General features: G+C 72.3%; 13 protein-coding genes. 8 read left to right on the forward strand and 5 right to left on the reverse strand.

Translation table 11 applies throughout. The features are described 5' to 3' along the window. Positions 1-352 precede the first annotated feature (352 nt). The 4 genes from ACESM1_RS25510 (at position 353) to ACESM1_RS25525 (ending at position 5,120) form a co-directional block, all read left to right on the forward strand. Positions 353-1,054, forward strand: coding sequence for a DUF533 domain-containing protein (locus ACESM1_RS25510; RefSeq protein ID WP_372624048.1), 702 nt, complete (start codon positions 353-355; stop codon positions 1,052-1,054). After that, complete coding sequence (gene acdA / locus ACESM1_RS25515; protein WP_372624049.1) at positions 1,051-2,298, forward strand: 3-sulfinopropanoyl-CoA desulfinase; 1,248 nt, start codon at positions 1,051-1,053, stop codon at positions 2,296-2,298. The genes ACESM1_RS25510 and acdA overlap by 4 nt, the downstream gene beginning before the upstream one ends. 220 nt (positions 2,299-2,518) lie before the next feature. Continuing rightward, complete coding sequence (gene katG, locus ACESM1_RS25520) at positions 2,519-4,741, forward strand: catalase/peroxidase HPI (protein ID WP_372624050.1); 2,223 nt, start codon at positions 2,519-2,521, stop codon at positions 4,739-4,741. Between the two features lie 187 nt (positions 4,742-4,928). Beyond that, positions 4,929-5,120 carry a type II toxin-antitoxin system prevent-host-death family antitoxin gene (locus ACESM1_RS25525; RefSeq protein WP_372624051.1) on the forward strand — a complete coding sequence of 64 codons (192 nt, stop codon included), beginning with the start codon at positions 4,929-4,931 and terminating at the stop codon, positions 5,118-5,120. A gap of 169 nt (positions 5,121-5,289) precedes the next feature. Here the strand turns inward: ACESM1_RS25525 and ACESM1_RS25530 are convergent, their stop codons facing one another. The 5 genes from ACESM1_RS25530 to ACESM1_RS25550 all read right to left on the reverse strand — a co-directional run bounded on the left by ACESM1_RS25530 (position 5,290) and on the right by ACESM1_RS25550 (position 12,333). After that, positions 5,290-6,984: a cation:proton antiporter gene (locus ACESM1_RS25530; RefSeq protein ID WP_372624052.1), complete on the reverse strand. Its 1,695-nt coding sequence runs from the start codon at positions 6,982-6,984 to the stop codon at positions 5,290-5,292. Positions 6,985-7,013: 29 nt separating this feature from the next. Further along, the gene (locus ACESM1_RS25535) at positions 7,014-7,913 is read right to left on the reverse strand and encodes a universal stress protein (RefSeq protein ID WP_372624053.1); all 900 of its coding nucleotides are present in this window, start codon (positions 7,911-7,913) and stop codon (positions 7,014-7,016) included. 157 nt (positions 7,914-8,070) lie between these two features. Continuing rightward, entirely contained in the window at positions 8,071-8,826 is a 756-nt protein-coding gene (locus tag ACESM1_RS25540; RefSeq protein WP_372624054.1) for an HpcH/HpaI aldolase family protein, read from the reverse strand. Positions 8,827-8,911: 85 nt separating this feature from the next. Continuing rightward, positions 8,912-10,747, reverse strand: coding sequence for a hypothetical protein (locus tag ACESM1_RS25545; RefSeq protein ID WP_372624055.1), 1,836 nt, complete (start codon positions 10,745-10,747; stop codon positions 8,912-8,914). Positions 10,748-10,800: 53 nt separating this feature from the next. Beyond that, the gene (locus ACESM1_RS25550) at positions 10,801-12,333 is read right to left on the reverse strand and encodes a Hint domain-containing protein (protein ID WP_372624056.1); all 1,533 of its coding nucleotides are present in this window, start codon (positions 12,331-12,333) and stop codon (positions 10,801-10,803) included. A 181-nt stretch (positions 12,334-12,514) separates the two neighbouring features. On the opposite strand from ACESM1_RS25550, the gene ACESM1_RS25555 reads away from it, so the two are divergent. The 4 genes from ACESM1_RS25555 to ACESM1_RS25570 all read left to right on the forward strand — a co-directional run bounded on the left by ACESM1_RS25555 (position 12,515) and on the right by ACESM1_RS25570 (position 17,001). Then, positions 12,515-13,381 carry a dimethylarginine dimethylaminohydrolase family protein gene (locus tag ACESM1_RS25555; protein WP_372624057.1) on the forward strand — a complete coding sequence of 289 codons (867 nt, stop codon included), beginning with the start codon at positions 12,515-12,517 and terminating at the stop codon, positions 13,379-13,381. 52 nt (positions 13,382-13,433) lie between these two features. Next, complete coding sequence (locus tag ACESM1_RS25560) at positions 13,434-14,828, forward strand: FAD-binding oxidoreductase (protein ID WP_372624058.1); 1,395 nt, start codon at positions 13,434-13,436, stop codon at positions 14,826-14,828. Between the two features lie 66 nt (positions 14,829-14,894). Further along, positions 14,895-16,103: an MFS transporter gene (locus tag ACESM1_RS25565; RefSeq protein WP_372624059.1), complete on the forward strand. Its 1,209-nt coding sequence runs from the start codon at positions 14,895-14,897 to the stop codon at positions 16,101-16,103. A gap of 61 nt (positions 16,104-16,164) precedes the next feature. Next, complete coding sequence (locus tag ACESM1_RS25570; protein WP_372624060.1) at positions 16,165-17,001, forward strand: universal stress protein; 837 nt, start codon at positions 16,165-16,167, stop codon at positions 16,999-17,001. Positions 17,002-17,094 lie beyond the last annotated feature (93 nt).

Raw genomic sequence — 17,094 nt, forward strand, 5'->3', positions numbered from 1 at the left:
TACCTTGCTGCTTAAATATGAATAGATCATAGGTCCCATTGATGCTTATAGTGCAATAATGTTTTGGTGGATTTGAGAACCTGCTTACTCCCCAATCAAAACAAACTCGAGGACCACTTGGGGGCGGGCCCCCCCCCCGGCCGCCGAGGCCCAGCCCGCCCAGCCCTCCGCGCCTGCCGCCCCGGTGCCGACCCAGCCCGCAGACCTGCTGCGTGCGCTGCCGGGCCTTCTGGGCCGCTGACCACCTCGCCGCCAAAGCCCTCTCCTCCTCTCGGGAGAGCGGCTAGAGTGAGGAGGAGCGCGGAAACGGCATGAGAGCGAAGCGCTGTAGGGGCGCGGGCGGAGGATCGGCATGGACCTGAACCGGGTATTGGGCGCCCTGCTCGGCGGCGCCGCCCGCCCGCCCCGCCGCCGCCGTGCGAGTCCCGGCCTCGGCTCCCTGCTCACCGGCCGCAGCACCGAGGCCCGCGCCGCCCGCGCGATCGGCGCGCTCGCTGCCGGCGCGATCACCGAATGGATGCGCAGCAGCCGCAGCCAGCCCGCCCCGGCCCCCGCCTCGTCCCGCACGCCGGGCCCCGCCCCGCGCCGGTCGCCCGACCTGCCGGCGACCGCGCGGCGCCTGCCCGAGGCTGGCCGCTCGCCCTGGTCCACCGCCCCCGCTTCACCCCCGGAGCCCGCCGGCCCGGAGGCCGCAGACGCCGACGCCGAGGACGCCGAGGCCCTGCTCATGGTCCGCGCCATGATCGCCGCCGCCAAGGCCGATGGCGCCGTGGACGCCGCCGAGCGCAGCGCGATCGCCGGCCAGCTCGATGCCGCCGGCCTCTCCGCCGAGGAGCGCGACTTCGTCCTCGCCGATTTCGACCGCCCGCTGACGCCCGAGGCGCTGGCCCGCGAGGCCTCCGACCCGATGCTGCGCGCCCGCCTCTACGCCGCCGCCTTCGCCGCGATGGGCGATGTCTCGCCCGCCGAGCGCGGCTGGCTTGACGCGCTGGCCCGGGCGTTGAAGCTGGACCGCCAGGCCGCCGCCGCCATCGAGGACCGCCTTTCCGCATGACCCCCAGGAACATCACCGACCTGACCCCGGACCAGCTCCGCCTCCGCGACCGCGCCCGCGAACTCGCGCAGGAAGCCGCCGCCCAGGCCGCCGCGACCGACCGCAGCGGCCTCTATCCCTGGCCGATGGTCCGCCGCATGACCGAGGCCGGCTTCATGGGCCTGACCATCCCGAAGGACGCGGGCGGGCCGGGCGGCTCGGTGATGGATGCCGTGCTGGTGGTGGAGGAATTCTCCAAGGCCTGCGCCGTCTGCGGCCGCATCGCCGTCGAGGCCAACATGGGCGCGGTTGGCGCCATCATGGCCTATGGCACGCCGGCGCAGCGGAAGGTGGCGGCGGAGGCCGTGCTGGCCGGCGACAAGCCCGCCATCTGCATCACCGAGCCCGGTGCCGGCTCCGCCGCGACCGAGATGACCACCACCGCCGTGAAGCGCGGTGACACCTGGGTGATCGACGGACGGAAGACCTGGATCACCGGCGGCGGCGTCTCCCGCCTGCACCTGATCTTCGCCCGCGCCGTCGAGGATGGCGAGTTCAAGGGCATCGGCGGCTTCATCGTGGTGCGCAACGGCGAAGGCGACCCGCCCGGCCTGGTGGTGAAGCGCCGCATCCCCTCCCTCGGCCTCTGCGGCATGCCGGAGGCCGAGCTGGAATTCTCCGCCCTGGAAGTGCCCGACGCGATGGTCCTCCGCGCCCCCGGCGGCTTCCAGCGCGGCTTCGCCCGGCTGATCGACGCCTACAACGGCCAGCGCGTCGGCGCCGCCACGGTGGCGATGGGCCTGGCCGCCGGCGCGCTTGACCACGCGCTGGCCCGCGCCAACACCCGCCGCCAGTTCGGCCGCCCGATCGCCGAGTTCCAGGGCCTCGGCTGGATGCTGGCCGACATGTCCATCGAGGTGGAGGCCGCCCGCGCCCTGATCCACCGCGCCGCCCGCAGCGCCGGCCCCGCCGGCTTCCCCGACCGCCTGGCCGCCGCCCAGGCCAAGGTCTTCGCCTCCGAGATGGCGATCCGCGTCACCAACGCCGCTTTGCAGGTCTGGGGCGCCGAGGGCTATTCCAAGGACAACCCGGTGGAGCGCTACCTCCGCGACGCGCGGATGTTCACCATCGCCGGCGGCACGGCGCAGGTGCTGCGCACCCAGGTCGCCGAGCAGATCCTCGGCCGCAAGCTGCCCCAGACCCGCGACGGCTGGCTGAAGCTGATCGCGGCCGAGGGCGCGGCCGGCAAGCTGGCGGCGGACTGACAAGGCCGGGAGGGCGCCGCCCTCCCGCACCCACCCGCCGAGGGGCAGCTTCCCCTTGGAACCCGCTGCGATGGCGCGCCGCAGGGCCTGCAGCGGGGGCGCGCAATCTGTGCGGAACGGCATCCATCGAGCCGGTCGATGGTCTCGATGAAAAAGACTAGCTTTCATCCATCATGGGCCACTCCTAGCCTCCCTGGGACATCCCGGGAGGAACAAGGCCATGGACACCAACCAGCCGAGCGGCCCGCTGGGCTGCCCGATGAAGAAGCCCGCCGCGATGCGGTCCCTGCTGGGGCGCACCAACCGCGACTGGTGGCCGAACCAGCTCTCGCTCGACATGCTCCATCAGAAGGGTCTCACCGGAAACCCGATGGGCGACGACTTCGACTACCGGAAGGAGTTCCAGTCGCTCGACTACGCGGCGGTGAAGCGGGACCTCCACGCGCTGATGACCGACAGCCAGCCCTGGTGGCCGGCCGACTACGGCCATTACGGCCCGTTCTTCATCCGCATGGCCTGGCACAGCGCCGGCACCTACCGCACCGGCGACGGCCGCGGCGGCGCCTCCTCGGGCTCGCAGCGCTTCGCGCCGCTCAACAGCTGGCCCGACAACGCCAACCTCGACAAGGCCCGCCGCCTGCTCTGGCCGATCAAGCAGAAGTATGGCCGCAAGCTCTCCTGGGCCGACCTGATGATCCTCACCGGCAACGTCGCCATCGAGTCGATGGGCGGCCCGGTCTTCGGCTTCGGCGGCGGCCGCGAGGACGTCTTCGAGCCGGAGAAGGACATCTACTGGGGCACCGAGGAGGAATGGCTCGGCGACACCCGCATCGACCCGGACAAGGAGAAGGTGCTGGAGAACCCGCTGGCCGCCATCCAGATGGGCCTGATCTACGTGAACCCCGAAGGCCCGGGCGGCATCCCCGATCCCGCCGGCTCCGGCCGCGACATCCGCGAGACCTTCGCCCGCATGGGCATGAACGACGAGGAGACGGTCGCGCTCACCGCCGGCGGCCACACCTTCGGCAAGTGCCACGGCGCGGGCGACGCCAAGAAGATCGGCGCGGCGCCCGAGGGCACCGACATCGCCCAGCAGGGCCTCGGCTGGCAGAGCGGCCACGAGACCGGCATCGGTGACCACACCATCACCAGCGGCCTCGAAGGCCCCTGGACGCCCACGCCCATCCAGTGGACCGGCAACTACTTCCGCATGCTGCTCGACTACGAGTACGAGCTGGTGGAAAGCCCCGCCGGCGCCAAGCAGTGGCAGCCGATCAACCAGAAGCCCGAGGACATGGCCCCGGGCGCCCACAGCCCCGACCGCCGCGTGCCGACCATGATGACCACCGCAGACATGGCGATGAAGGTGGATCCGAAATACCGCGCCATCTCCGAGCGCTTCCGCGCCAACCCCGACCAGTTCGCCGACGCCTTCGCCCGCGCCTGGTTCAAGCTCTGCCACCGCGACATGGGCCCCAAGGTGCGCTACCTCGGCCCGGAGGTCCCGGCCGAGGACCTGATCTGGCAGGACCCGATCCCGAAGGCCGACTACGCGCCGATCGACGGCGCCGACGTCGCCAGCCTCGAGCAGAAGATCCTCGCCTCCGGCCTCTCCGTGGCCGAGCTGGTCGCGACCGCCTGGGCCTCGGCCTCGACCTACCGGCAGTCGGACCACCGGGGCGGCGCCAATGGCGCCCGCATCCGCCTCGCGCCGCAGAAGGACTGGGACGTGAACGAGCCCGAGCGGCTCGCCAAGGTCCTGAAGGTCTATGAGGACATCAAGGCCGAATTCGACCGCACGGCATCCGGCGGCAAGAAGGTCTCGATCGCCGATCTCATCGTCCTCGGCGGCTGTGCCGCGATCGCGAAGGCGGCGAAGGACGCCGGCCACGCCATCGGGGTGCCCTTCACCCCCGGCCGCACCGACGCCACCGCCGAGCAGACCGACGCGGAGGGCTTCGAGCCGCTGGAACCCAGGGCCGACGGCTTCCGCAACTACCTCCAGGTCCCGTTCAACGTCCCCACCGAGGAGCTGCTGCTCGACCGCGCCCAGCTCCTCAACCTGAGCGCCCCGGAGATGACCGTCCTTCTCGGCGGCCTGCGCGTGCTCGGCGCCAACCATCGCGGCCAGAAGGAGGGCGTGCTGACCGACCGCCCCGGCCAGCTCACCAACGACTTCTTCGTCAACCTGCTGGACATGAACACGGCGTGGAAGATGGTGGACGAGCACGCCGACGAGGTCTTCACCGGCACCCACCGCGACACCGGGGAGCAGAAGTGGACGGCCACCCGCACCGACCTCGTTTTCGGCGCCAACTCGCAGCTCCGGGCGCTGGCGGAGGTCTATGCCTCTGCCGATGCCGGCCCGAAGTTCATCCAGGACTTCATCGCCGCCTGGACCAAGGTGATGAACGCCGACCGCTTCGACCTGGTCCGCAACTGACCCTGGCCAGCGCATCCCCGGGAGGGCGCCGCCCTCCCGGACCCACCCGCCGAGGGGCGGCGGCCCCTCGGAACCCACCATCCTCCGCAAGATGCGCCACGAATTGCGGAGAACGCGATCCCCACCGTCCCCGCCGCCGAGGTCCAGCGAAACTTCGGCCACTACCGCGAAGCCGCGCGAGGAGCCGGTGATTGTCACCAGCTACGGCAAGCCCGCCGTCGTCATCCTCTCCGTCGAGGAATCCGAACGTCTCAAGGAGCTGGACCGCCGCGTGCTGCGCCTCGACGAGATGGATGACGCCCAGCTCCACGAGATGATCGCCGCCGAAATCCCGCCCGAACTGCGCTACCGCATCGAGGACATCCCGGAGACCCCCTGATGCCGCTGCCGCGCCCGGCCCCTGCATGGTGGTGCGCTACGGCGATCTCTGGAGCGACGAGGCGGAAGCTGGCCGCCGCGAAGACCCGCGACGGCTGGCTGAAGCTGATCGCCGCCGAGGGTGCGGTGGGGAAGCTGGCGGCGGAGCCTCCGGCGCGGCGCACCGGGGGTCATCCGCGCGGCGAATCGCTCCGCTCCGCCGTCACCAGTTCGGCGGCGCGCTCCGCAGCGTCTTGGAAGGGCAGCAGAACCAGGTCCGCGCCGCGCGCCCGCAGCGCCGCTGCCTCGGCCTCGCCATGCGCGGTCACCGCGATCCGGCCGGTGAAGTGCTGCGCGCGCAGCGCCGCGATCAGCGAAAGGCGATGGTCTTCATGCGTCAGCCCGGCCTGCTGGCCGGGGATCGAGGAAATCGCCCAACGCGTGCCCGACAGCGGCAGCGAGGCCACAAGCGCCGGATCGGTGGCATCACCGTAGACCGCCTCGAAACCTGGCCGGTTCCAGGCGCGGACGGCCTCGGGGTCGAAGTCCACGCAGAGCACGCTGATGCCGCGATCCCGCAGCCGCCGCGCGATCGCGCCGCCGAAGCGGCCGAGCCCGAACAATACGACATCGGCGCCAGCGCCCGGACGCGACGCTGCCTCGCCGGCGGCTGCCACCTCCCGCCAGGGATGCATGCGTTCGAACAGGCGCAGCGGCCGGTCGAGCCAGTCCGCAAGCCGGTGCGAGTAGGTGATCATGTAGGTGGACAGCGCGATGGTCACCAGGCCGACCAGCGTCACCAGCCCCAGCGCCGGCTCCGCCACATGGCCGAGCGAGACACCCATCGCCATGAAGATCAGCGAGAACTCGCTGATCTGCGCCACCGTCAGCCCGGCGAGCAGCCCGGTGCGCCGGCGGTAGCCCATCGCGCCCATGATCGCGACGACGATCAGCGGATTGCCCACCAGCACGAAGACCGAGAGCACGACGGAGGCCCCGACCTGCTCGCCGAGCGCCCCGAGATCCAGCCGCGCGCCGAGCGCGATGAAGAAGAACAGCAGCAGGAAGTCGCGCAGCGTCGCCAGCCGCGCGGCGATCGCCTCGCGGAACGGCGTGGAGGCGAGCGAGACCCCGGCCAGCAGCCCGCCCAGCTCCTTGCCCAGGCCGACCGTATCGGCCAGCGCCGCCAGCAGCGCCGCCCAGCCGATGGCGAAGCCGGCCAGCAGCTCCGGCGCGCGCGCGAGGCGCGTCGTCAACGGGTTCGCGACGAAGCGGATGACGAGGCCGACCAGCACCAGCATCGCTCCGCCGCCGAGCACCGCGCGCCCCAGCCCGGTGAGCGCCGCGGCCTCCCCGGCGCCGGCCGCCAGCGCCGAGACGACCACCATCGACAGCACCACGAAGATGTCCTGCACGATCAGGAAGCCGAGCGCGATGCGGCCGTGCAGGCTGTCGATCTCGCGCTTGTCGGACAGCAGCTTCACGATGATGATCGTGCTGGAGAAGGTGAGCGCGACCGCGACGTAGAGGCTGGTCAGCGCATCGAGCCCGAGCGCCAGGCACAGCGCGAAGCCGATGATGGCGGTGAAGGCCACCTGCCCGAGCCCGGTCGCCACCGCCACCGCGCCGAGGCTGCGCACCAGCCCGATATCGAGCTTGAGGCCGACCAGGAACAGCAGCACCGCGATGCCGAGTTGCGACAGCAGCGTGATGTGCTCGTCGGAGCGCACCAGGTCGAGCGCGGCGGGGCCGGCCAGGATGCCGGCAGCGATCAGGCCGACGATCAAGGGCTGGCGCAGCAGCACCGCCACCAGCCCGACGCCGGCGCCAAGCACGAGCAGCGCCGCCACCTCGTGGAACACCGAGGCGTGGATCAGGTCCTGCATGGCCGTTTCGCCTCAGCCGGTCCGCCGGATCAACGCGGCGCCTCCGGCGGCACCGCCAGCGCATCGCAGCCCACCGCGCCGAGCACCTCCGCGGCGACGCTGCCGAGCACGGCGCGGCGCAGCGCGCCCGCACCGGCGGTGCCGACCACCAGCAGGTCGGGGCGCAGCCGCGCGACCATCTCCTTGATGGCCGTGGCTGGCCGCCCCTGCACCACCCGCCGCTCCGCCGCCATCCCGGGCAGGCTGTCGGCGAGGAAGGCAGCGAGCGCGGAGGATGCCTGCCGCGCGGCCTCGGCCTCATGCGCGGCAGCCGCGGCCGGCGGCGCATCGGCCAGCGCCATGGCACCGAGGCCGGGCGGCTCAAAGGCGTGCAGCACGGTGAGTTCGGCGCCGCGCAACAGGCCGAGCCGCTCCGCCGCCCGTATCGCGCGCGCGGCATGCAGCGAGAAATCGGTTGCCGCGACGACGTGGCGATAGGGGCCGGCGGGCGCCGCACGCACCGTCAGGACCGGCCGCTGGCCGTGCCGCAGCACCCGCTCCAGCGTGGTGCCGACGAAGATGTCGCGCAGCAGCCGGCGGCGATGCTCGCCTACCACCACCAGATCCGCCGCCTCGGCGTCCGCAACCCGCAGGATGGCCTCGAAGGGGTCGCCTTCCTCGATCACCTGGCGGGCCTGGACGCCGTGCAACTCCGGCAGGGAAGCGGCCTGCTCGCGCAGCAGGCGCCGCGCCTCGCGCGAGGCGGCCTCGACGAGGCTGCGAGGGCGGTCGTCGTCCACGGCGTGCAGCAGCAATAATTCAGCGCCGACGGATCGCGCCAACATGACGGCTCGGCGAAGGGCGCGGTCGGCGCGCGAGGAGAGGTCCGTCGCCGCCAGCAGGCGCATCGGCACCGCAGCCCCTGCCGCAGGGTCAGCTTGCTCCGCCATGTCCTCTCCCGGCCGGGTTTCGCGGGAGTCTACGGCATGGTGGGGCGGCGCGGGCGCCGATCGGCATCAAATGGCCGCGCCCATCGAAGCCGGGCTGCGGGCGACGCCAGGCCGGGCCGGGAAGCGCGGGGCGGCAGACGCCCCGCGCCGGTTGCGCTCAGCCGCGCGCCACGGCCACCTGGGCGCGCGCCGCGGTCAGCATCAGGCCGCTGTCGTTCATGATGGTCGCCAGGTTGAAGCCGCGGGCGAACATCTCCTTGGTGTACTGGCCGGTCATGGTGTGGATGCCGACCTTCACGCCAGCCTTCTGAGCGGTGGTGCGGATGCGCTCCAGCACGTCGAGGAACTCCGGCTCCCGCCGGTCCTGCAGCGGCGCCATGCCCAGCGAGAGGGAAAGGTCCGACGGGCCGATATAGATCGCGTCCACGCCGGGCACGTTGACGATGGCTTCCAGGTTGTCGAGCGCGGTCCTGGTCTCGATCATCGGGATCACCAGGATGTCGTCATTCGCCGCGTCGGTGTCGGCCGCCGCGCCGTAGATGCCGGAGCGGATCGGGCCGAAGCTGCGCGTGCCCTTCGGCGGATAGCGGCAGGCGGAGACCAGCATCCGGGCCTCGGCCTCGGTGTTCACCATCGGGCAGATCACGCCCTTGGCGCCGGCGTCGAGCACCTTCCCGACGATGCCCGGCTCGTTCCACGGCACGCGGACCATCGGCGTCACGCCATGCGGCTGCATGCCCTGGAAGCAGGCGACCATGGACTGGTAGTCCTGCACGCCGTGCTGGATGTCCACCGTCAGGCTGTCGAAGCCGGCCTGCGCCATGACCTCCGCGGTGAAGCCCGAGGGGATGGCGAGCCATCCGTTGACCACCGGCTTGCCTGCTGCCCAGGCCGCCTTCACGCCATTCGCCATTGCGTTCCCTTCCCCCTGCGCCACCTTGCTGCGGGTGGCGGGACGCTAGGCCGCGCCCGGCGAGGCGTCAACGCAACGGCCCCCCTCAACCGGCAGCGGCGGCAAGCTCCTCGACGGACACCTCGCGCCTGGTCACCTGCGCGGCGCCGAGCACGAAGCGCATGGCGGCTTCCTCCAGCGCGCGCGCGCGCAGCGCGTCGTCGGGCGGCGCACCGCCCGTGCGATCCGCCTCTGCTTCCGCGGTCCGCATATCGGCATCCAACGCGTTCAGCCCGTGGCGCTCCGCGATGGCGGCCAGCAGCAGCCGCGCGCGCAACTGCCGCGCGGCAAGCGCCATCACCGCCTCCTGCTCCGGCGGAGCGGCGGCCCGTTGCTGCGCGGCGGCGGCCAGGCGCGGCCAGAGCGTGGCGAACTCGGCGCGCACCACGTCGGGCGGCAGCGCGATCTCGCCGGCTGCCGCGATCAGCGCATCCTCCACCGCGCGCCGCGCCTGGCGCCGGGCGAGGGCGGCGTGCCGCTGCGCGACATGGCGCGCGACGGAGCCGCGCAGCGCCCCCAGGTCCGGGAAGCCCATCGCCTGCGCCAGCGCGTCGTCGAGCGGCGGCGGCGCGTGGCGCAGCACCGCGGTGGCGCGCACGGCGAACAGCGCCGCGTGGCCGGCGATGGCGCGATCCTCCAGCGCCTGCGGCAGGGTGAGGCGAATCTCCCGCGCCTCGCCGGCGGCGATGCCGGCGAGATGCGGCGCGAGCCCCGCCGGGTCCGGCGGCCCGCCGAGGGTGAAGCGCCGCGCCCGGCCGGAGAATTCCGGCAGCGGCACCAGCTGCTCCTGCCCGAGGTCCAGCCCCTCCACCAGCCGCGGCAGCGCGATGTCGGCGCGGAAATCCACCGGCCCCGCCGCATGGTCGAACAGCAGCGGCATGCGCAGGAGGGCGGTTTCCGCCTCGATCAGCCGGTCCGAGACGTAGCAGCGCGCGAAGCCGCTGCCCCGCAGGGTCAGCGCCGCATCCTTGCGCCGCAACGATCCCTCGCCGGAGGTGGGCTGGCTCTCCAGCCGCAGCTTGCTGCCGCGCAGGCCGATCGGCTCGCCCACCGGTCGCAACATGACCGACCCCACCCAGCTTCCCCCGGCGGTGGCGGCGATCGTGCGGGCCGGATGGAAGATGACGAAGCTCTGGCCATCCGCCTTGGCGGTGCCATGCACGCGCAGCCGGATGTAGGGCGGGTCGGCTTCGGCCGCGACCTCCAGCACCTCGGCGGCGAGGCCGGCGCCGTTGTCGCCGAAGCTCCAGCCATCCGGCAGCCGTCCCGGCGCACCCGGCATGGCCCCGGCGAGGCCGGGCTGCGGGATGCGGTTTTCCGGCGGCAGCAGGCGGGCGGCGATGTCGCACACCACCTCGTCGCCCGGCGCCGCACCCGCGCCCGGTGGCAGTTCGCGCCGGACCGCCCGCATTGCGGCGAGCGCAGCGAGGGCGCGGTCCTCCTCCGTCGCATCGGGCCGGGCGACCAGGCAGGTGATCCGCAGCGCGGCGGGGTCCGGCGGGATGACCTCGGGCAAGGTCCAGAACTCGGCGCGCAGGATCAGGTCGCCATCGGGCGGGCCGGCGAGGGTGACCAGGCGGGGCGTGCCGGCGGGGCGGAGCCCGCGGGTGCGGAGCAGGGCGCCGAGGGCCTGCGCGCCGACATGCTCGCAGGCATCCGCCAGGGCGGTGGTGGCAATCCGCTCGCGCACCGCGGCGGACCATTCGGACTGCGTGTCGGGCCGGTCCAAACCGAGTTCGGCCAGCCGCCGGTCGCGCCGCGCGTTGACCTGCGCCTCCGGCACCACCAGCAGGAACCGGCGGCGCAGTCCATCCCCGGAGAGTTCGAGCACCCGCGCCGACGGCTCGGGCGGCGGCTCGGCGCGGCGCGGGAATTCAGCCATGGACGGAGACGGCACGCAGGCGGCGGGGAGCCGTCGCGGCTCCCCGGGGGACATCAGGCGGCGCTGCGCACCGCCGCAGGTGCATCGGCGACGATGCCGGCGCGGATGGCGGCGAGTTCCGGCCCGCCATGGACCAGCCTCGCGCAGGCGCGGCTGGCATCCCAGCCGGTGCCGGCGGCCTCGAGGCTGCCGCCGACCGCGAGTTGCGCCACCGGCGCATTCTCGAACCAGGCGCGGTTGTCGCAGTCGAGCCAGCTTTCGGCCGCCGCACCTTCGGCGAGCAGCACGTCGTGGCTTTCCAGCTCGACATGGTACCAGGTCACCTCAGCCATGCCGCGCTCGGCGGTGATGGAGGTGCCGTTCACCAGCAGCCGGGCCGGCACCAGCGCGCCGTTCAGATACAGGCAGTGGTCGGGCGAGACCAGCAGGTCGCGGTGCGGCGCGTTGCCACCCAGTGCGCCGGCGCGGATGCGAACCGGTGCGAGCTCCTCGGCATTGGGGTGGCCCGCCAGCACCACGCGGCGGCGGCCGACCCAGAGCACCGGCTGCATCGGCGCGCCGCGGCCGCTGACGGTGGCGACCAGGTCGCCGGCCTGCAGCCGCTCGACCTCGACTTCGCCCTGGGCGGTCAGGATGCGGGTACCGGCGGCGAAGCAGACGAAGAAGGTGCCTTCCGTGAGCTCGACATCGCCGGTGTTGGTGCGCAGGAATTCCATGCCGGTGAAGGTGTTGCTGCCTTCCGCGCCGGTGATGGTGAAGTCGCCACTGGCGCCCGTCACGGTGTAGGTGCCGGCATTGGTGAAGGTGGCGGTGTCGGTGCCGTCGCCGCCGACGATGGTGTTGTTGGCGCCGCCGACGACGAAGAGGTCGTTGTCGCCGCCGCCGACCAGTGAATCGCTGCCGCCACCGGCCAGGGTGTCGGCCCCGGCGCCGGCATCGAGCGTGTCGGCACCCGCGCCACCGCTCATCGACTGCGCGTTGGCGCCGGCGGCGGTGATGTTCACGCCAGTGGTGGAGGCCGGGTCAAGCAGGCCGATATTCTCGACATGAGTGCTCTCGGCCAGGGTGTAGGTGCTGGGGCCGGCGAGCAGGACGGTGTCGTTGCCGTCGCCGACCGCGCCCACGATGGAGTCGGAGGCGGAGGTGACGATGTAGGTGTCGTCGCCGGCGCCACCTGTCATCTGGTCGATGGTCAGGCCGTCATCGCCGACGGTGAAGGAGAGGTTGCCGTCATCCAGGGAGCCGGTGACGGTGGCGTTGCTGCCGACCAGCGTGTCGGCGCCGTCGCCGCCGAACAGGCGGTCCGAAGCGGTGCCGCCGACAAGCACATCGTTGCCGCCCAGGCCATAAAGGCTTTCCGCACCGCCGCGGCCATTTGCGAAGTCGTTGGCGCCGCCCAGCGACACCGCCCCATCGGCATTGTTGTTGTGGCCGTAGTAGAGGATCGGGTTCGGGCCGCCGCCCTGGGCGACGGCCGCATCGATGTTGGCCTGGTTCGGCGGGTTGTTGACCGCCACCCACTGCACGCCATCCCAGTAGAACGCTTCCGCGTTGGTGCCCTGGGCACCCTGGATCGTCACGCTCATCGCAAAGCCACCCTTCGCCGGATGCGGATTCATATTGAGAAAGTGATAACCGCTCAAGCCGTGAAATGAACCACGGGTTGGATTTGCCTGGGACCATTCATGTTTTGCGACAGTGTGGCCCGGCTGCCGAGCCGCCCGCGCCACCCTTGCCGTAAGGTCCCCGCGCGGGCAGGCTCGATCCATGCCGCGCTTTGCCGTGGCGAGCGAGACCAGCCGGCTGCGCGAGGTCCTGGTCTGCCCGCCGGACCACTACCGCTGGATCGCGACCAACGCGGTCGCAAGGCGCACCCTGGCGGTGTCGGCACAGCCCGGGCTCGCCGCGCTGGCGGCGCAGCATGGCGAGCTTTGCGCCGCGCTGGCCGGGGCCGGGGTGATCGTCCATCGGCTGCCGGCGGAGCCGCACCTGCCCTACATGGCCTACACCCGCGACCAGGCGGTGGTGACGCCCTGGGGGCCGGTGCTGTGCCAGCTCGAACGGCCGCAGCGCCGCGGCGAATACGCGCCCGTGCTCGACTGGCATGCCGGCCAGGGCAGCGCCTTCTGGCGGAAGTCGAGCGCCGGCACGCTGGAGGGCGGGGACATCCACCTGATCCGCCCCGGCCTGGCGGTGATCGGCGCCAGCGGCGGCCGCACCGATGAGGCCGGCGCCGCCCAGCTCGCGGGATGGCTGCGCGCCGAAGGCTGGGAGTGCCGGATCGAGCCCTTCGACGAGCACTTCCTGCACCTCGACGTCGTGTTCTGCATGGTGTCCCCCGACCTTGCGCTGGCCTGCCCCGAGGCGCTGGACACGGGCTTCCTCGGCTGGCTGGCGCAGAACCGGATCCGGGTGATCCCGGTCTCATACGGCGATGCGATGCGGCTCGCCTGCAATGTGCTGGCGCTGGGCGAGGGCAGGGTGATCTCGGCGCGTGCCGGCACGGCGGTGAACGCGGCCCTGCGCGCCGAGGGGCTGACGGTCCTCGACCCCGATCTATCGCTTTTCACGGCTGGCGGTGGCGGGCCGCATTGCCTCACATGTCCTCTGCTGCGCGAGGACGCCGCCCGATGACCGAGGCGCCGCCGGCGCAGAGGTCTGAATGGGCCGGCCAAGGGAGCACCCCATGAACACGATGAGCCCGCGTCCCGTGGATGCGGTGATCGCCGCCGCCCGGAGCTTCCTCGGCGACCGGCTCTCCACCAACGCCACGGTGCGCGAGCAGCACAGCCATGGCGAGGACAGCTCGCCGCCGACGCTGCCGGATGCCGTCGCCTTCGTGGAGACGACCGAGGAGGTCAGCCGGCTGCTCAAGCTCTGCCATCTGCACGAGGTGCCGGTGGTGCCCTTCGGCGCCGGCACCTCGCTGGAAGGGCATGTGAACCCGGTGCGGGCAGGGATAAGCCTCGACCTCTCGCGCATGACGGCGATCCTGGAAGTGAACGCCGAGGACATGGATTGCCTGGTGGAGCCGGGCGTCACCCGCCAGCAGCTGAACGACCATCTGCGCGACCAGGGGCTGTTCTTCCCGGTGGATCCCGGCAGCCACTGCACGCTGGGCGGCATGGTGGCGACGCGGGCTTCCGGCACCAATGCGGTGCGCTACGGCACCATCCGGGAGAACGTGCTGGGGCTGGAGGTGGTGCTGGCCGATGGCCGCGTGATCGAGACCGGCGGGCGCACCCGCAAGGCGGCGAACGGCTACGACCTGACGCGGCTGTTCGTGGGCAGCGAGGGCACGCTCGGCGTGGTGACGAAGGCGCGGCTGCGCCTGCATGGCATCCCGGAGGCGATGAGCAGCGCCGTGGTGCAGTTCGCCACGCTGGAAGGCGCGGTGCGCAGCACCATCGAGGTGATGCAGATGGGCATCCCCGTCGCGCGCATCGAACTGCTCGACGACGACATGATGGCAGCCGCGATCGCCTATTCGAAGCTGGAGGGCTATGCGCCGGCGACCACGCTGTTCCTGGAATTCCATGGCACCGAGGCGGGCGTGCGCGAACAGGCCGAGGCGGTGGAGGCGATCACCGCCGGCCATGGCGCCAGCGGCTTCCAATGGGCGACCGACCCGGCGGAGCGGGCAAAGCTGTGGAAGGCGCGGCACGATTCCTACTGGGCTGGGTGCGCCGCGAAGCCCGGGCACAAGGCGCTGACCACCGATGTCTGCGTGCCGATCTCGCGCCTCGCGGAAGCGCTGCTGGGCGCGAAGGAGGAGGCGAGGGCACTCGGCCACTTCACCTGCATCGTCGGCCATGTCGGCGACGGCAACTTCCACCAGATGGTGCTCTACGACCCGGAGCAGCCCGGCGCGCTGGAACGCGCCTGGGACATGGACAAGCGGATCGTCGCGCGCGGCCTTTCCCTCGGCGGCACCTGCTCGGGCGAGCATGGCATCGGGCTGGGCAAGCGCGAGTTCCTGGAGCAGGAACACGGCGCGGAGGCGCTGGCGGTGATGCGCAGCCTGAAGCACGCGCTGGATCCGAAGGGGATCATGAATCCGGGCAAGATGTTCAGGAACTGAGGGCAGGGGGCTTCCCCCACCCCACCCTCCCCCGCATTGCGGGGGAGGGCTCGGAGATTCCCGCACTTGACCCCCGTCATCCTTCCTATCCTCGTTCTCTGCCTCGGCCACGTCTTCTCAAACGCCGTCCGCACCATCCCCGCCATCGCGGCGGATGTGCTGATGCGCGACCTCGGGGTGGGCGCGGAGGCGCTGGCGCAGCTCACCGGCGCCTTTCCGCTCGCCTTCGCCGCGGTGATGATCCCGGTCGGCATCGGGCTCGACCGGCACGGGGTGAAGCGCGTCTCGCTGTTCCTGCTGACGGTCGCCGGCTGCGGCGCGGTGATGGGCGCGGTGGCGACCGGGCCGTGGTCCATGCTGGCGGCGCAGGTGGTGCTCGGCGCCGGCTGCTCGGGGATGCTGATGTGCCCGATCACCTTCGCCGCCCGCGCACTCACCGCGCATCGCTTCGCTCTGTGGTCGGGGCTGATCCAGGCGATCGGCAACACCGGCATGCTGCTCTCGGCCAGCCCGCTCGCGCTGCTGATCGAGGCGAGCGGCTGGCGCGCCGGCTATTGGAGCTGCGCCGCGCTCGCCGCCGTGGCGCTGGCAGCCGTCGCATGGCTGGTGCCTGCCGACCGGCCGGAGGCGCGGCCCTCGCGCGGGCTGATCGCCGACGGGGCGGAGGTGCTCCGCATGGCCTGGCTGCCCGCGATGCGCGGCGTGGTGGTGATCGTCTTTGCCTCCTTCGCCGCGGTGCTCGGGGTGCGCGGGCTCTGGGGCGGGCCGTGGCTGATGGAGGTGAAGGGGCTGACGCGGATCGAGGCGGGCAACCTGCTGCTCGCCTGCACCGTGGCGCTGACCGCCGGCCCGGCGCTGGCCGGCTGGGTGCTGCGCCGCTTCGGTCATGGTCCACTGCTGTTGGCCTGCAGCCATTTCGCCGCGGCCGTCCTGATCCTGCTGGTGGTGGCCGGCGGGCCAGGCGGCTGGGTCGCGCAGGCCGCGGGGCTGCCGGTGATGCCGCCGTCCTGGGACCTGGCGCTGCTGGTCGGCTTCGGCCTGGTGATCTCCTTCCAGGTGATCGCCTTCTCGCTGGTGCGTGCGGCCGTGCCGGCGGAGCAGGCGGGGCGGGCGCTCTCGGCGGCCAACCTGTTCTTCTTCCTGGGCGCCGCCGTGCTGCAGGGCGCGTCGGGGGTGGCGGCCTCGGCAGGCGGCGCGGCGGCCGCGCTCGCAAGTTTCGCGGTGGCGCTGATCCTCTGCACGGCGGGCTTCCTGGTGCTGCGGCCGAGGCGCTGAATCGCCCCGGGCTGCCGCAACCTGCCGCGCTGCGCTACGCTGACCACCTGGAGGTACACGCATGCTGCGCAGCATCCTGGTGGCACTGGACGACACCCCGGGCGCGGTCGCCGCGCGCGACGTCGCGATCGCGCTCGCGGGGCGCACCGGCGCGTCGCTGACTGCGGCCGTGGTGCTGGACCGTCCGCATACCCAGAACGACCACGAACCCGTCCCGATCGGCGGCGCCGCCTTCAAGGCGCGGCGCGATGCCAAGCTGACGCGGCAGGCGGAGGAGGAGGCCGAGGCTGCGCTCGCCGCCTGCGCCGCCGCCGCCGGCGACCAGCCCTATCAGGTGCTGCGGCTGCAGGAGGCGCCCGAGGATGCGCTGGTGCGCGCCGGCGCGTCGCACGACCTGATCGTCGTCGGCCGCGACTGCACCCTCGGCCGCCAGCAGACCGAGGGCGGCGTCGCGCCGGTGATCGAGCAGTTGCTGCGCGACGGCGCCCGGCCGCTGCTGGTGGTGCCTCCCGGCGGCACGCTGCCGGCGGAAGGCCCGGTGCTGGCCGCCTATGACGGCTCCGCCCCCTCCCGCGAGGCGTTCCACCTGTTCGCCCTGCTCGGCCTGGCCGAGGGCGGCACGGTTCGGGTTGCCGCGGTGGAAGATACGCGGGAGGCGGCGCTGAAGCTGGCTGAGGAGGGCGCGGCCGGCCTGCGCCATCATCGCATCGCCGCCGAGCCGCTGCCGATCGCCGGCCACGACGCCGCGGACCTGCTGCTGGCCGAGGCCGAGGCGATCGGCGCGCGGATGCTGGTGATGGGCGCCTTCGGCGGCAGCAGCTTCGTGCGCCTGCTGGTCGGCAGCACCACGGACAGGCTGCTGCGCGATTCGCGGCTGCCGATCTTCATCCACCGCTAGGAGCCTGTCCGAGTATTCCTCGCCCACACCGCAGTCAGCAATTTTGATACACGAAGGCTATCATCGGTATCCGCTTTCACTTTCACAGGCGCT

Source organism: Falsiroseomonas sp., from assembly GCF_041690465.1.
Classification (GTDB): domain Bacteria; phylum Pseudomonadota; class Alphaproteobacteria; order Acetobacterales; family Acetobacteraceae; genus Falsiroseomonas.

Excerpts from the sequence above, each read along its gene's own strand:
- ACESM1_RS25510 (WP_372624048.1), top strand. The coding sequence starts at position 353 with ATGGACCTGAACCGGGTATTGGGCGCCCTGCTCGGCGGCGCCGCCCGC.
- acdA (WP_372624049.1), top strand. The coding sequence starts at position 1,051 with ATGACCCCCAGGAACATCACCGACCTGACCCCGGACCAGCTCCGCCTC.
- katG (WP_372624050.1), top strand. The coding sequence starts at position 2,519 with ATGGACACCAACCAGCCGAGCGGCCCGCTGGGCTGCCCGATGAAGAAG.
- ACESM1_RS25530 (WP_372624052.1), bottom strand. The coding sequence starts at position 6,984 with ATGCAGGACCTGATCCACGCCTCGGTGTTCCACGAGGTGGCGGCGCTG.
- ACESM1_RS25535 (WP_372624053.1), bottom strand. The coding sequence starts at position 7,913 with ATGGCGGAGCAAGCTGACCCTGCGGCAGGGGCTGCGGTGCCGATGCGC.
- ACESM1_RS25540 (WP_372624054.1), bottom strand. The coding sequence starts at position 8,826 with ATGGCGAATGGCGTGAAGGCGGCCTGGGCAGCAGGCAAGCCGGTGGTC.
- ACESM1_RS25545 (WP_372624055.1), bottom strand. The coding sequence starts at position 10,747 with ATGGCTGAATTCCCGCGCCGCGCCGAGCCGCCGCCCGAGCCGTCGGCG.
- ACESM1_RS25550 (WP_372624056.1), bottom strand. The coding sequence starts at position 12,333 with ATGAGCGTGACGATCCAGGGTGCCCAGGGCACCAACGCGGAAGCGTTC.
- ACESM1_RS25555 (WP_372624057.1), top strand. The coding sequence starts at position 12,515 with ATGCCGCGCTTTGCCGTGGCGAGCGAGACCAGCCGGCTGCGCGAGGTC.
- ACESM1_RS25560 (WP_372624058.1), top strand. The coding sequence starts at position 13,434 with ATGAACACGATGAGCCCGCGTCCCGTGGATGCGGTGATCGCCGCCGCC.
- ACESM1_RS25570 (WP_372624060.1), top strand. The coding sequence starts at position 16,165 with ATGCTGCGCAGCATCCTGGTGGCACTGGACGACACCCCGGGCGCGGTC.